At 71.1% G+C, this 14487-nt stretch carries 8 protein-coding genes and 1 pseudogene; 7 read left to right on the top strand and 2 right to left on the bottom strand.

Features of this window, described 5'->3' with window-relative positions:
- The 7 genes and pseudogenes from ACLZN2_RS32960 to ACLZN2_RS32990 all read left to right on the top strand — a co-directional run.
- Positions 1 to 192, top strand: a pseudogene (locus tag ACLZN2_RS32960) (ATP-binding protein); the annotation flags it as partial.
- Between the two features lie 37 nt (positions 193 to 229).
- Positions 230 to 1132 carry a hypothetical protein gene (locus ACLZN2_RS32965; protein ID WP_416983068.1) on the top strand — a complete coding sequence of 301 codons (903 nt, stop codon included), beginning with the start codon at positions 230 to 232 and terminating at the stop codon, positions 1130 to 1132.
- A 340-nt stretch (positions 1133 to 1472) separates the two neighbouring features.
- Positions 1473 to 2774, top strand: coding sequence for an ABC transporter substrate-binding protein (locus ACLZN2_RS32970; protein ID WP_416983069.1), 1302 nt, complete (start codon positions 1473 to 1475; stop codon positions 2772 to 2774).
- The gene (locus ACLZN2_RS32975) at positions 2771 to 3706 is read left to right on the top strand and encodes a carbohydrate ABC transporter permease (protein WP_416983070.1); all 936 of its coding nucleotides are present in this window, start codon (positions 2771 to 2773) and stop codon (positions 3704 to 3706) included. Before ACLZN2_RS32970 ends, ACLZN2_RS32975 begins: the two co-directional genes overlap by 4 nt.
- On the top strand, positions 3703 to 4527 hold the full coding sequence (locus ACLZN2_RS32980; RefSeq protein WP_416983071.1) for a carbohydrate ABC transporter permease: 825 nt from the start codon (positions 3703 to 3705) through the stop codon (positions 4525 to 4527). The genes ACLZN2_RS32975 and ACLZN2_RS32980 overlap by 4 nt, the downstream gene beginning before the upstream one ends.
- 15 nt (positions 4528 to 4542) lie before the next feature.
- On the top strand, positions 4543 to 6807 hold the full coding sequence (yicI, locus tag ACLZN2_RS32985; RefSeq protein ID WP_416983072.1) for an alpha-xylosidase: 2265 nt from the start codon (positions 4543 to 4545) through the stop codon (positions 6805 to 6807).
- A complete protein-coding gene (locus ACLZN2_RS32990; RefSeq protein WP_416983073.1) occupies positions 6807 to 7811 on the top strand; it encodes a LacI family DNA-binding transcriptional regulator in 1005 nt (334 codons plus the stop codon). Before yicI ends, ACLZN2_RS32990 begins: the two co-directional genes overlap by 1 nt.
- On the opposite strand, the gene ACLZN2_RS32995 is transcribed toward ACLZN2_RS32990, so the two are convergent.
- Both ACLZN2_RS32995 and ACLZN2_RS33000 read right to left on the bottom strand, forming a co-directional pair.
- Positions 7801 to 9084, bottom strand: a complete 1284-nt coding sequence (locus ACLZN2_RS32995; RefSeq protein WP_416983074.1) for a hypothetical protein — start codon at positions 9082 to 9084, stop codon at positions 7801 to 7803. The two genes, ACLZN2_RS32990 and ACLZN2_RS32995, sit on opposite strands and share 11 nt — an antisense overlap.
- 70 nt (positions 9085 to 9154) lie before the next feature.
- On the bottom strand, positions 9155 to 14122 hold the full coding sequence (locus tag ACLZN2_RS33000; RefSeq protein WP_416983075.1) for a ricin-type beta-trefoil lectin domain protein: 4968 nt from the start codon (positions 14120 to 14122) through the stop codon (positions 9155 to 9157).
- Positions 14123 to 14487: the final 365 nt, after the last annotated feature.

A 14487-nucleotide genomic window follows, 5' to 3' on the forward strand; every position in this document is an offset into this window, starting at 1 on the left:
CTGCAGATCGGTGCGTGGGACGCCGACCCCGAACCGCCGGAACCCCCGGGTGACTTCACCGAGCCGGCCGACGCCGAGAGCGGTCGCGGCTTCGCCCTCGTACGCGCCTGCGCCGACCTGTGGGGATGGCAGCCCCTCTCCCGCCTCGGACTGCCCGGCAAGCTCGTGTGGTGCGAACTTCCGGCGGCGTAGCTCGTTGATCACGTCAGGCAGAAAGACAGGAGAGCTGATGGTCACCTCGTCCCACGAGGCGCTGCACCGCATCTTCCAGAAGGACCCCGCACTCCTCACCCGGGCCCTTCAGCAGGTGCTGCACGTCCCCTTCCCGGAGCCGCACGACTTCGCCGCCATGAACATCGACCTCACCGAAGTCGAGCCGATCGAGCGACGCGTGGACACGCTGTTACGGGCCGAGACCGACGAGGGCACCTACCTCCTCGTCGTGGAGTCGCAGACCGACCCGGACGCCAGGAAGCACCGCAGCTGGCCGTACTACCTCGCCTACCTGCTGGAGAAGTACCACTGCGACCCCGTCCTGATCGTCGTCACCCAGAACAGTGCCACGGCCCGCTGGGCGGCCCAGCCCATCCAGGTCGGGGTGCGAGGCATGCCCTCCATGACTGTCCGGCCATTCGTCCTCGGGCCGGGGAACGTCCCGGTGATCTCGGACGAGGCGGAAGCGGTGCGGGACCCCGCCCTCGCGGTGCTTTCGGCGATGACGCACGGCCGGGGGCCGCAGGCCGCGGGCATACTGGAATCGCTGGTAGTCGCCCTGAAGTCCATCGACGCGGACAGTGCCGCGGTGTTCGTGCAATTCGTCGACTCGTGCCTGGCAGACCCCCAGGCCCAGCAGATGTGGAGGGACCTGATGACGGCAATGCAGTACTTCTGGCGGCACCCGCTCGCCGAGGAAGTGCGGGAAGAAGGACGGGAAGAAGGACGAGAGCAAGGCAGGGCCCAGGAGCGGGCCGAGATGGTCCTGAACATCCTGCGCTGGCGCGGCATCGACGTTCCCGACTCCGTGCGCGACCGCGTCGAGGCCTGCACCGACCTCGACCAGCTCACCACCTGGTCCGAGCGCGCCGTCCACGCCACCACCGCCGACGACCTCTTCACCACCGCTGCCGGCTAACCAGCCCCGCCAGGGCCCCGCTCGCCCGGGGCCCCGCTCACCCGGGAGCACTGAGGTGAATCCGGCTGACCGCCGAGGAGTGGTGATCGAGTCTCAGCGACACGCCGTGTGCACGGCGTGTCGCTGAGACCGAGCACACACAACCGCCGCCCATCACCTCTCCGGTCAATTCCCGCCCGCCCCATTGACGCGCGTCACAGCCGCCCCCTACCTTCCCCCGTCGAAGCGCTTCGACGTCACGCATCGAAACGGTTCGACGACCTCGTCGAACGCCGCGTGATGGCTGTTCCTGCCCGAAAGAGCCCGAAAGAACCATCCCGAACTCCCCTGGAGGCACAGGATGTTGACGGCGAGAAGGCGTGCGGTGGCGAGTGTGGCGGCGGCCCTGGCGGGTGCCCTGCTGCTGGCCTCCTGCGGCGGCACGAACAACAGCGGCAGCTCCGATCCCAAGACCCTGCGACTGTGGCACTACGAAGGCCCCACCAGCGCGATGGGCGTCGCCTGGGCCGAGGCGATCAAGGAGTTCGAGGCCCAACACCCCGGCGTGAAGGTGAAGTTCGAGGAGAAGAGCTTCGAGCAGATCCAGAAGACCGCCCCGATGGTCCTCAACTCCTCCGACGCGCCCGACCTCATGGAGTACAACAAGGGCAACGCGACGGCGGGGCTGCTGTCGAAGCAGGGGCTGCTCACCGATCTGTCCGCGGAGGCGGCGGAGCGCGGCTGGGACAAGCTGCTGAGCCCGGGTGTGCGCACCACCAGCCAGTACGACGACAACGGTGTCATGGGTTCCGGCAAGTGGTACGGCGTGCCGGACTACGCCGAGTACACGATGGTCTACTTCAACAAGGACCTGTTCGCGAAGTACGGGCTCGCCGAGCCGGCCACGTTCGACGACCTGGTCACGGCGATGGACACCTTCGTCGAGCACGACATCACCCCGCTCGCCAACTCCGGCGCCGAGTACCTCGCCCAGCAGTACCTCTACCAGCTCGCCCTGTCCAAGGCCGACCGCTCCTGGGTCGACTCCTACGAGCTGTACCGGGGGAAGACCGACTTCCACGACGCGGCCTGGACGTACGCGGCCGAGACCTTCGCCGACTGGGTGGAGAAGGGCTACCTCGGCGAGAAGTCCAGCGGCACCAAGGCCGAGGAGGCCGGCGTCTCCTTCATCCAGGGCAAGGCGCCCATCCTGTTCTCCGGGAGCTGGTGGTACGGCCGCTTCCAGGCGGAGGCGACGGCGTTCGACTGGGGCACCACCCTGTGGCCCGGCTCCGACCTCACACTCGGCTCCGGAGGGAATCTGTGGGTCGTCCCGAAGAGCGCCGGGAACAAGGAACTCGCCTACGACTTCATCGACATCACCCTGTCGAAGAAGATCCAGAACCTGCTCGGCAACAAGGGCGGGGTGCCTGTCGCGGCCGACCCCGCCGCGATCACCGACCCGAAGGCCAAGGAACTCATCGCCCACTTCAACACGCTGAGCGGGCGGGACGGCCTGGCCTTCTACCCCGACTGGCCGGTCCCCGGCTTCTACGACGTCCTCGTCTCCGAGACCCAGAAGCTGATCACCGGCAGTGAGGAACCGGACGCCTACCTGGACGCGTTGCAGAAGGCGTACGACAACGGCGTGCCTCAGCGATGAAGGTGCCCCTCCCCCGCGACAGCCCCCGCAGCAGCCCCCGCGACTCCTACGCCCTGTTCCTGCTCCCCGGTGTCCTCGCCTTCCTCGCCGTGATCGTCGTGCCGTTCCTGATGAACACCGGCGTGAGCTTCACGGACTGGCAGGGCGTGGGCAGCCCGTCCTGGGCCGGGTTCGGCAACTACCGGGAGCTGCTCGACGACGCGGGCTTCTGGGCGTCGTTCCGGCACAGCCTGTTCATGGTCGTCGCCATGGCGGCCATGCCGACCGCGCTCGGACTGGTCCTGGCCGCCGCCCTGTTCGACTACGTCGGCAAGCACTTCGGCAGCAAGGTGACGTCCGTCCTGCGCGCCTGCTTCTACCTCCCGCAGGTGCTGCCGATCGCGGTCGCGGGGATCGTGTGGAGCTGGATCCTCGCCCCCGAGAACGGCTCCCTCAACGCGTTCCTCCAAGCGATCGGGCTCGGCGGCCGGCAGCGGGACTGGCTGGGCGACCCCGACTTCGCGCTGTACAGCGTGATGGGCGTGCTGGTGTGGGTGCAGATCGGCTTCCCGCTGGTGGTCTTCATGGCGGGTCTGCAGCGCGTCGACCCCGAGCTGCACGAGGCGGCCGAACTGGACGGCGCCGGCTGGTGGCGCCGCTTCCGGCACATCACGCTGCCGCAGCTGCGCCCGGAGATCCATGTCGTGCTGACCTGGTGCACGATCGCCGCGCTGAAGGTGTTCGGCGCGGTGTACGTCCTGACCAAGGGCGGCCCGGGCGGCGCGACGGACGTGCCCTCCTACTTCTCCTTCACCACCTTCTTCGAGAAGACCCAGGTCGGCTACGGCGCCGCGATCTCCACCGTGCTGACCGTGATCATCCTCGCCCTCTCCCTGGTCGGCCTGCGGCTGCAGACCCGGGCGGAGGGTGCGGAGGAGGGGGTGCGCGCATGACGAACGCCCTGCGCCGCTACCCGGTCCTGGTCGCCCTCTGCCTCGCCGCGCTCCTCATGGTCGTGCCGTTCCTGATCGTCGCCGTGAACGCGGTCAAGTCCCCGGCGGAGTACTCGGCGAACGGCCCGCTGAGCCTGCCCGACGGCCTCTACCTGGACGGCCTGAAGGATTTCTGGGAGCGGGTCGACTACAGCCAGAAGCTCATCAACTCGGTCCTGATCAGCAGCTCGGTGGCGGTCGGCGCGGTCGTGCTGTCGGTGCTCAACGCCTACGCGATCGGCATCGGCCGGGTCCGCGGCCGCACCTGGCTGCTGGCCTTCTTCGTGCTGGCGAACATGCTGCCGCAGGAGGCGCTGGTCTACCCGCTCTACTACCTCAGCAAGGAGGTGGGCCTCTACGACACCCGGCTCAGCGTGATCATCGTCTTCACGGTGGTCCAGTCGGCGTTCGGCACGTTCCTGCTGTCCTCCGTCCTCGCCCGGTTCCCCCGGGAGATCATCGAGGCGGCCCGCATCGACGGGGCGAGCACCTGGCAGGTGCTGTGGCGGATCGTCGTCCCGGTCAGCCGGCCCACCCTCGGCGTGCTGCTCGTGCTGTTCTTCGTGTGGACGTGGAACGAGTTCCTGCTGCCGCTGGTCATGCTGATCTCCAACGACAACCAGACGGTGTCGGTGGCCCTCGGCGTCCTGCAGGGCCAGCGGCTGATGGACGCCACCATGACCAACGCGGCCGCCCTGCTCGGCGTCCTGCCCGCGCTCGTCTTCTTCCTCGTCTTCCAGCGCACGCTCACCCGCGGCATCGCGGTGGGCGCCGTGAAGTAAGGAGACCCCCCACCCATGAAGTTCTCCGACGGTTACTGGCTGCTGCGCGAGGGCGTCACCGCCGCGTACCCGGCCGAGGTCCTCGACGTCACCGAGCCCGAGGGCGTCGGCGCCGGCACCCTGGAGATCCACGCCCCGACCCGGCCCATCCGCAGCCGCGGCGACCTGATGACGGGACCGGTCCTGACGCTCACCGTCCACACCCCGATGCCGGACGTCATCGGCCTGACCCTGCGCCACTTCACGGGCGAGCGGCCGCGCGAGCCCGTCTTCGACCTCGCCGGGACCGAGGCCTCCCCGCTCCTCTCGTACGACGACGACCACGCGACGCTCACCTCCGGCGCGCTGTCGGTGCGGGTGGCCCGCTCCGGTCCCTGGCGGGTGGAGTTCCTCGCCCACGGCCGCACCCTCACCGCCAGCGGCCCCAAGGGCATGGCCATCCTGCGGGACGCGGCCACCGGCGGCCACTACCTGCGCGAACAGCTCGACCTCGGGGTCGGCACCTCCGTGTACGGCCTCGGCGAACGCTTCGGCCCGCTCGTCAGGAACGGCCAGGTCGTGGACATCTGGAACGCCGACGGCGGCACGGCCACCGAACAGGCATACAAGAACGTGCCGTTCTACCTCACCGACGCCGGCTACGGCGTCTTCGTCGACCACCCCGGCAAGGTGAGCTTCGAGGTCGGCTCGGAGACTGTCTCCCGGGTCCAGTTCAGCGCGGAGACGCAGGAGTTGACGTACTACGTCGTCCACGGGCCCACCCCGAAGGACGTCCTCCGCCGGTACACCGCGCTCACCGGGCGCCCTGCGCTCCCGCCCGCCTGGTCCTTCGGGCTGTGGCTGTCGACCTCCTTCACCACCTCCTACGACGAGGAGACGGTCACCTCCTTCATCGAGGGCATGCGGGAACGCGAACTGCCGCTGTCCGTCTTCCACTTCGACTGTTTCTGGATGCGGGAGTTCCACTGGTGCGACTTCCGCTGGGACCCCCGGGTCTTCCCCGACCCGGAGGGCATGCTGGCCCGGCTGAAGGCCAAGGGCCTGCACGTCTGCGTGTGGATCAACCCGTACATCGCCCAGCGCTCCCCGCTGTTCGCCGAGGGGAAGGCACTCGGCCATCTGCTGCGCCGCCCCGACGGCAGTGTCTGGCAGTGGGACATGTGGCAGCCCGGCATGGCCCTGGTCGACTTCACCAGCCCGGCCGCCCGCGAGTGGTACGCGTCGAAGCTGGAGGCGCTGCTCGCACAGGGCGTCGACTGCTTCAAGACCGACTTCGGAGAGCGGGTGCCGCTCGACGTGGAGTGGTCCGACGGCTCCGACCCGGAGCGGATGCACAACTACTACACGTACCTCTACAACCGCACGGTCTTCGACGTCCTGCGCAAACACCGGGGTGAGGGGGAGGCGGTCCTCTTCGCCCGCTCGGCGACGGCCGGCAGTCAGAAGTTCCCCGTCCACTGGGGCGGCGACTGCGAGGCGACGTACGCGTCGATGGCGGAGTCCCTGCGCGGCGGGCTGTCGCTCGGCCTGTCGGGCTTCGGCTTCTGGAGCCACGACATCGGCGGCTTCGAGGGCACACCGACCCCGGCGCTGTTCAAGCGCTGGCTGGCGTTCGGGCTGCTGTCCTCGCACAGCCGGCTGCACGGCAGCTCCTCGTACCGCGTCCCCTGGCTGTTCGACGAGGAAGCGGTGGACGTCCTGCGGCACTTCACCCGACTGAAGCTGCGGCTCATGCCGTACCTGTACGACGTGGCGCGCGTCGCCCACGAGGAGGGGCTGCCGGTGATGCGGGCGATGGTGCTGGAGTTCCCGCAGGACCCGGGGTGCGCGCAGGTGGAGCGGCAGTACATGCTCGGCCCGGATCTGCTGGTCGCCCCCGTCTTCAACGACGAGGGGGACGTCACCTACTACGTCCCCGAGGGCACCTGGACCCACTTCCTCACCGGACGCACGGTGACCGGTCCGCGCTGGGTGCGCGAACGGCACGGGTTCCGCAGCGTGCCGCTGCTGGTGCGGCCGGGCGCGGTGCTCCCGGTGGGCGCGCACGCCGACCGGCCCGACTATCCGCACGCCGACGGGGTGACCCTGCGGACGTACGGCCTGGAGCGGGGGACGGAGGTGACGGTACGGGCCGGGGACACGGTCTTCACCGTCGTACGGGAAAGGGACACCCTGCGGGCTTCGGCGAGCGACGCCTCGGCACCCTGGGCGCTCGCCTCCGGGGACCGGGTGGCCCGGGCCGAGGCGGGCACCGGCTTCCTGACGCTGGAGCTCGGGTGATGGTGAAGATCACGGATGTGGCACGGCGCGCCGGGGTCTCCGCCAGCACGGTGTCGTACGCCCTCAGTGGCAAACGCCCGATCTCGACGGCGACCCGGCAGCGCGTCGAGGCGGCCGCCCGCGAGCTGGGCTACCGGCCGCACGCGGGCGCCCGGGCCCTGGCCGGCCGACGCTCCAACGTGCTGGCGCTGGTCGCCCCGCTGCGGGCCGGCATCCATGTCCCGGTCGTCATGCAGTTCGTGGCGTCGGTGGTGACGGCGGCCAGACGCCACGACCACGACGTCCTTCTCCTCACCCAGGAGGAGGGCGAGGACGGTCTGCGCCGGGTCGCGGACACGGCCCTGGTCGACGCGCTGATCCTGATGGACGTGCAGCTGCACGATCCCCGGCTGCCGCTGCTGCGCACCCTGGACCGGCCGTCCGTGATGATCGGCTTCCCGCGCGACTGTGCCGGGCTGACCTGCATCGACCTCGACTTCCGCGGCGCGGGCGAGCGGTGCGTGGAGCATCTGGCCCAGCTGGGGCACCGGGTGGTGGCGCTCGTCGGGTCGCCGCCGGAGGTGTACGTGCGCGGGACGGCGTTCGCCCAGCGTGTCGTCCAGGGCTTCACCGCGGCCGCCGACCGCGGCGGGCTCGCCTCGGCCGTCCACCCCTGCGAGGCGACCCCGGCGGCGGCCCGGCAGGTGGCCGAGCGACTGCTCCGGGACCAGCCGGCCCTCACGGGCGTGGTCGTCCACAACGAGGCGGTCCTGGAGCCCCTCGTCACCGCCTTCGAACAGCTCGGGCTCCGCGTGCCCGGCGATCTGTCGGTGACGGCGATCTGCCCGGACGAACTGGCCGAGTCCCTGGGGGTCACCTCGGTCGCGCTGCCGTCTGCTGAGGTCGGGGATCGGGCTGTGGGGCTGCTGATGGAGAAGCTGGCGGGTGGTCTGGTACCGGAGGCGACGCTGATCCAGCCGACCCTGACACGGCGGGCGAGCACGGCGGCGCGGGCTATCGGCTGACAGGAGGCTCCAGTTCCCGGCGGACATGGTCCGCGCCGCAGCCCAGCCGCTCACCGAGCCGTTCGTAGCGGGCGTACTGGGCCGCGGTGACCGTGATGCCGTAGCCGTCGATGAAGCGGAGCAAGAAACGGAAGCCGAGCTCCGGATCGGCTTCCGTCGTCACCTGTGCGAGCGCCTTCACCGCCTCGCGCACCATGGCGTCACCGGTCGCCTCCAGGGCCGGTCCGATCAGCCGGAGTTCGGACAGCACCTCCTCCGCGAGCCCGGTACGCGCGGGCCGCAGGACGAGGGTGTACGCGGGGTCGACCTCGGCGAGATACTCCCGGCAGTCCTCGGCGACCTGCCGCAGCCAGACCCGTCCGTCGGCGTCGAAGTCCTCACTCGCGCCGCAGCGACGAGAGGCCGCCCGCCACAGCGCGGTGATCCGCCCGTCGCCGAGCGGGGAGTCCAGCAGACGGACGGCGTCCTCCAGCAGCACGGCAGCCTGGGCGCCCGGCACGAGGCCGCTGTCGGCGCGGACGAACCCGGCGGCGTAGCCCTGCGGCGTGCCCGTGCCCTCGTACCGCCAGGCGTTCCACTCCCCGTCGAGGAGCCGGGAGAGCTTCGGCAGTCCGAAGCCGAACTCGAAGTCCCGCGGTGCCGAGGCGAGGGGCGGCCAGTGCACGCTCAGCTCCTCGAAGACGGCGGCGAGCGGGTAGTCGAGCCGTTCGCCGAGGCCCAGGAAGCGGTGGTATTGCTCGTCCGTCACCCGCACCGCGTACGCCTTCAGGGCCCTCAGCAGGAGCCGGAACCCCAGATCCGCGTCGGCCTCCCGTACCACCCGCTCCAGTGCGGGGACGAGGTCCGGCACCGCAACGGCGGTGGTCAGGGCGGGCGCGAGCAGGCGCAGCTCCGCCGCCACCGCCTCGCGCAGTTCCTCCTCCGTCACCGTCGGGCCGGAGGTCTCCGCCCCCGCCGCGCGGACCGGGCCCGCGTCGGAGACCCGGCGCAGCCACGCCCGGATGTCCGAACCATGGTCGGCCGGGTCGAAGCAGCGCCGCGTGGCGGCCAGCCATACGGCGTGCAGGACGCCGTCGGGCAGCGGGGACTCCAGCAGCAGCCGCGCATCCCTGACGAGCTGCTCGTCCTCGTCGTCATGGACCGCCCGGTCGATCAGCGCCGCCACCGTGGGCTCGTCGAGCCGGAGCGTGGTACGGCGGCACAGGACCCCGGCCAGACCACTGAGGCCGAAGTCCGCGTCGTGGTCGACGAAGTACGCCTTGCGGTGCGCCATCACAGAACCTTTCACGGCCACGGGCCCCTTCGTCGTGCGAAGGGGCCCGTGACCTTGCTCGTACGCGCTCCTACGACTGCTTCGGGAGCGGATAGGACGTGTAGACGACGAAGTTCGTCGGCTTGTGCGGCTGCACGGGGTCCTTCTTCGCCACGTACCTCAGCACGATCCGGACCGTCTTGCTGGACTCCTCACCGGCCCGGGGACCGTTCTTGGTGAACACCGTTCCGAGCGCGTCCTTCTCGCCGCGGACCTCCCAGTCGAAGGTGAGCGTGTCCCGCTTGGCGTCGAAGATGTATCCCGGCTTGCCCTGCTTCTTGGCCTCCTTGATCTTCCAGTCCGCCAGCTTCTGCGCGTTGTCGCCGTTCTTCTCCCACTGGCGGAACGCCTCGTCGACGACACGCGCGGCCGTCGCCTCGTCCTTCCATTTGCCCACGGTGCCACCGGGCTCGGTCTGGGCCCGGTTCCAGGCGTCCGAGTCGGAGACGTCGATGTGCTTCTCCTTGGTGTGCGCCCCGGCGATCCCCTCGTCCTCCAGGATCTTCGTGCAATTGTGGACGAGGACGTCCGTGGCACGGCCGCCCTGCGGGCGCACGAAGAAGGTGTGGGTCTCGTCGACGGTGAGGTCGTACACCTCGCGGGGCGCGAGGCCCTCGCGGTCCCGCAGCGCGGTCACCGTGCGGACGGTCCCGTCCGAGCCGCGCAGCGCGTCCCCGGCGCGCAGGTCGGAGACCGTCGTCCAGCCGCGTTCGGTGACGTACACCCGGTGCCCGGCCGTGCTGGTCAGCACGCCGCCGGCCACGGTGACGTCGATCAGGTGATCCGTGTCGTGCCGGAAGGTGTCGGTGACCGGCCGCGGGGTCAGCGCGCCGGTGCCCGGGTCGCCGGCCAGGACCAGGTCGCCGACCCGCACGTCCCGGATCGGCCGACGCGTTCCGTCGCCCATCAGCACCATGGTGTCGCCGGTGAAGCTGTTGACCTTGCAGGCCGTGACGATCTCGTCGTACGTGCGGACCGTCTCCTCGATCCGGGCGATCGTCGCCGGGTCCACGTCCAGCGCCTTCAGCGCCTTGAACGCGTCGGTGACGCCGATCCCGGTCGTCATCGCGGCGTGGAGGGCACGGATCCCCTCGGCCACCTTCTCGAAGGCCTTGCCCGGGATGAAGTTGGACGCGAACCAGGCGCAGCCGGCCTTGTCGCCGTGGTAGCAGCGGACCGCGTCGCCCAGCACGACCTCGTACAGGACCGCGCCGAGCGTGTCCCCGAACAGGGCCTGCCAGCCGAGGCGGGTGATGTCACCGGCGCTGAAGTGGTGGGTCCACTCCTGCTTCTGGTTCCTGAGGACCTCCGTCTTGAGGAAGACCGTGTTCGCCGCCGGGCAGCCCGACTCGGTCGCCGGGACGTCGGGGTTGGTGCAGAAGTAGTAGCTGACCGTGAGGTCGAGGTGCAGTTCGTACGTCACCGTGCAGCCCTGGAGCGTGTAGTCGCACGGGTTGAGCTGCTTGGCCGGGGCCGCGTCGGTCATCTTCTCGATGACGTAGAAGACACCGTTGACGCCGGTTCCGGCGCCCGTCTGCACCTGGCCGTTGGCCTCCTTGCGCTCGGCCGAGTCGGCCGCCTGCTGGGCCGAGTCGGCGTACTTCTGGGCGTCCTTCGCCGCCTGTTCGGCGAGGGTGGCCTCGGCGTCGGCGCGGTCGGCCGCCGCTCGGGCGTCCTTCGCGGCCTGCTCGGCCTGCGAGGCCGCCGTGCGCGCCGCTGCCGCGTCCAGGGCGGCCTGGTCGGCCGAGGCGCGGGCGTCGGCCGCGTAGCCCTCGGCCCGGCCTGCCGCCTTGTCGGCGGCTGCCGCGTCGGCGGTGGCCTGCTGGTCGTACTCGATGGTGCGGGCCAGTGAGGCCTGCGCGTCGGCGGCGTACTTGGCGGCCTCGGCGGCGTAACCGAGCGCCTCCTTCGCCGACTTGCGGGCGGTCGCGGCGAAGCCGGCGGCTTCGGCGGCCAGCGTGTACGCCGCCTTCGCGTCGCCCGTCGCCGCCGCGGCGAGGCTCGCCGCCTGGTCGGCGTTCTTCTGGGCGTTGGCGGCGTGCGCGTCGGCCACCGCCTTCTGCTGCTCGGCGATCGTCTTCGACGACTGGCCCGTCAGGACCACCAGCCCCGCGGTGGCGTCGGTGTCGACGTACGGGGAACCGAGCTGGACGGCGTCGTTGGCGGGCGCGGCGACCTGCTGCGCCGAGGCTCCGGCGTCCGCCGCGGCCTGTGCGGTGGTGTAGGCGTGACCGGCCGCGTCGGCCGCCGAGGCGACCGCCTTGACGGACTCGGCCTTGGCCGCGTCGGCCTGGGCCTTCGCGTCGGCCGCGTGCTTGTCCGCCTCGTCGGCCAGTTCCACGGCCGTGCGGGCGGCGGAGGCCGCGGTCTCGGAGGCCTTGATGGCGTCGGCGGCGGCGCTGGTCGCCGTACGGACGGCGGCGTCCGCCCTCAGCTTCGCGGCCTGGGCCGCGTCGGCGTTGGACCGGGCACGCTTGGCGGCGGCCTCCGCGCGGGTGGCGGCGGCGTCCGCGTCGGCGGCGGCCTGGGTCGCCGCGTTCGCCTCGGCGCGGGCCGAGGTCGCCGCGGACTCCGCGTCGTCGGCCGCCGCGTCGGCGGCGTCGGCCGCGGCCCTGGAGTCCTTGGCGTCGGCGTCGGAGGCATGGGCCTCGGCGTAGGCGTCCTTGGCGTCGGCCTTGGCGCGGGAGGCGTTCGCCTTGCTCTCCGCGTCCCACGCGTCGTCGCGCTTGCCCTTGGCCCGGTCGCGGGCGGCCTCGGCGTCCTGGCGCTTGGTGCGCGCGGTGGACTCGGAGGTCTCCGCGCGGCCCTTGGCCTCGTTCGCGGTCGTCGCGTAGCCCTCGGCGTTCCTCTTGTGCTGGGCGGCCTCGGCCTGCTTGGCGGCGGCGGTCTCCTTCTCCGCCTTCGCCGTGGCCTCCTCGGCCTCCGCCGCGAGCCGCTTGGCGTGCGCGTCGGCCGCCGCGGCCTTGGCGTCGGCCTCGGCCTTCTGCGTCTCGGCGAGCTTCGCCTTCGCGAGGTCCCGGGCGGCCTTGGCGTTCTGCGCCTGGACGGCGGCCGCGTCGGCGGCGGCCTTCGCCTGGGCACGGGCCTCGTTCGCGGCGGCCGTACGGAACGCCGCCTTCGACTGGGCGGCCTGGGTCAGCGCGCGGGCGGCGATGGTCTCGCTGTCCCCGACGGCCGCCCTGGTGGCGGCGTACGCCGTGTCACCGGCCTTCGACAGTGCTTCGAGCGCGGCGGCCGAGGCCTTGGTGACCTGGGCCTTCTGCTGGGCGACGAGCAGACCTCGGCCGCGCGGGGCGCCCGCCTTGTCGGCGATGGCGTAGGCGGCCTGGGTCGCGGTGTCCGTGTCGGCGGCGGCCTTCTTCGCGGCGGCGGCCTTCGCCTTCAACAGGTCCAGCTGCTTCTTCGACGCGGCCTGGGCGTCCGTGACGCCCTTCTTCGCCTTGTCGAACTGCGCCTTGGTCGGGTAGTCGAGGTCGTCGGTGCCGTTGTGGCCGGACGGGACGACGTCGAACTGCTGCGGGGCCTTGCCGGTGCAGTCCCACATGCGGCCGTCGCGGCTGTTGGTGTAGTCGGCGAGGTCGAGGCAGTTGCCGGTCGCCGGGTGGTACAGCCGCGTGGTGCCGTGGGTGCCGTACTCCCAGTTCTGGGAGGTGCTGTTGGAGCAGGTGGAGATCTGCACGGCGGTGCCGTTGGCGCTCGCGCCGCCCTTGACGGTCAGGCACTTGCCCGAGTTGGGGTTGACCAGGTGGTCGCCGGAGATCTGCCACTTCTGCCCGGCGCCGCCGTTGCAGGTGTAGAGCTGTACGGCCGTGCCGTTGTCCTTCTTGGCGCCCGCCACCTCCAGGCACTTGTCGGTGGCGCCGTGGGCGTGGACGACGAACGGGCTGTCGCCGATCCAGCCGGGGCCGCCGGCCGACCAGTAGTCCTGCCAGCGGGCGAGGTGGTCGGCGATCCAGGACTGGCCCAGCATCTCGCCCAGCGCGGAGGCGCCGTCGGCGAGGGACCTGGTGGCCTCACGGCTCGCGCCCAGGATCTGGTTGCGCTGGGTCGCCTGGGCGGCGATCTCCTGCTGCCACTCCGCCGACGCGGCCGCGACCTCCTTGCCGAGGACCTTGCTCGGGTCGGCCGGGCTGTGCCAGTCGCAGGAGGCGAACCGGGCCTTCAGGTCCTCGACGGCGATGCGGTACTCGACGCTGCCCGGCTCGGGCGCGGTGCGCGGGAAGCCGCCGGAGGAGAGGAAGATGCGGGCGTCGTCGGCCCACTGCTTGTGCATGAAGACGCGGTCTTCCCAGGCCCGCTGCTCGGCCAGGGCCCGGTTCCACTCGTCACGCGGAAGGCTCGGGTCCGGGTCCTTGCCGTAGAGCGGGGTGCCGAGGTCGGTGACCGCCTTCGCCGTCGCCTCGTCGGCCTCGGGGGTCGGGTCCTCGTAGTAGTCGCCCTCGCTCTTCCACCACTGGGCTCCGAGCCACGGGGTGATGCCGACCTGCTCGAAGTAGTCCTTGCCGCCCCCGGGCAGCCCCGGAGGGTCCTGGAAGTCGGCGACGCTCTTGAAGCCGCCGGGGTAGGAGAGCCCGGACAGCGGCTTCTTCCACACCTGGAGCCGCCCGTACAGGTCGATCTTGTCGATGTCGTCGCGGTCCTTCTGGAACGCGGTGCTCAGCGGGGTGGTGTTCCAGTACTGCCGGTCGGCCGCCGTGTGCAGCTTGTCCGGTGTCTGGTTCAGGCCGTCCTGGGCGACGCCGTACATGGCCGGGCCGCCCATCCGCAGCACCTCGGTCATGAGGCACTGGTCCTGGCGGAGCTGTTCGGCCGCCTTGGCGTCGAAGCCGTCGTAGCTGTCGGCCACGGGGGCCATGTCGTCGGCCGCGTACCGGCCGAGCAGCGACGGCTGTACGGCGAGGCCGCCGAGCACGGCGGCCGCGACGGTGGCCGTAAGCAGTGTGGTGAGTGGCCCGGACCGTGGTGATCCGGGCCTGATGAACCCTCGTACGGGGCGCAAGAGGCATCCCTTCATCGCATGACGGAGACCGGGGTCGCCCGTGTGGAAGGGCATGCGTGAAGAGCCGGCTCGCGGCATACGAACGGTCTGTCTCTCCCCGTGGCGACGGACATCCCCCCGGTCGCCTTTCGTCGCGCACGATGACGGAGTGGTCGGCTCCGTCGGGCGCGGCGATCACCATACGCAGATGTGACGGGTTCAGGACAAGGGTTTATGAGAGGTGTGTGAGAAACGTGATCCTGGCTGGGTGGAGCGGGGCTGGGCGTCGGGCCCAGCCACTGTTGTCCTCCGTCCTCGCCCTGTTCCCCCGGGAGATCGCCGGGCCGCCCGTATCGACGGCGCGAGCACCTGGCAGGTGCTGTGGC

Source organism: Streptomyces sp. T028 (assembly GCF_048159505.1).
Lineage (GTDB): Bacteria > Actinomycetota > Actinomycetes > Streptomycetales > Streptomycetaceae > Streptomyces.

Excerpts from the sequence above, each read along its gene's own strand:
- ACLZN2_RS32995 (WP_416983074.1), bottom strand. The coding sequence starts at position 9,084 with ATGGCGCACCGCAAGGCGTACTTCGTCGACCACGACGCGGACTTCGGC.
- ACLZN2_RS32980 (WP_416983071.1), top strand. The coding sequence starts at position 3,703 with ATGACGAACGCCCTGCGCCGCTACCCGGTCCTGGTCGCCCTCTGCCTC.
- ACLZN2_RS32970 (WP_416983069.1), top strand. The coding sequence starts at position 1,473 with ATGTTGACGGCGAGAAGGCGTGCGGTGGCGAGTGTGGCGGCGGCCCTG.
- ACLZN2_RS32965 (WP_416983068.1), top strand. The coding sequence starts at position 230 with ATGGTCACCTCGTCCCACGAGGCGCTGCACCGCATCTTCCAGAAGGAC.
- ACLZN2_RS32975 (WP_416983070.1), top strand. The coding sequence starts at position 2,771 with ATGAAGGTGCCCCTCCCCCGCGACAGCCCCCGCAGCAGCCCCCGCGAC.
- ACLZN2_RS32990 (WP_416983073.1), top strand. The coding sequence starts at position 6,807 with ATGGTGAAGATCACGGATGTGGCACGGCGCGCCGGGGTCTCCGCCAGC.
- yicI (WP_416983072.1), top strand. The coding sequence starts at position 4,543 with ATGAAGTTCTCCGACGGTTACTGGCTGCTGCGCGAGGGCGTCACCGCC.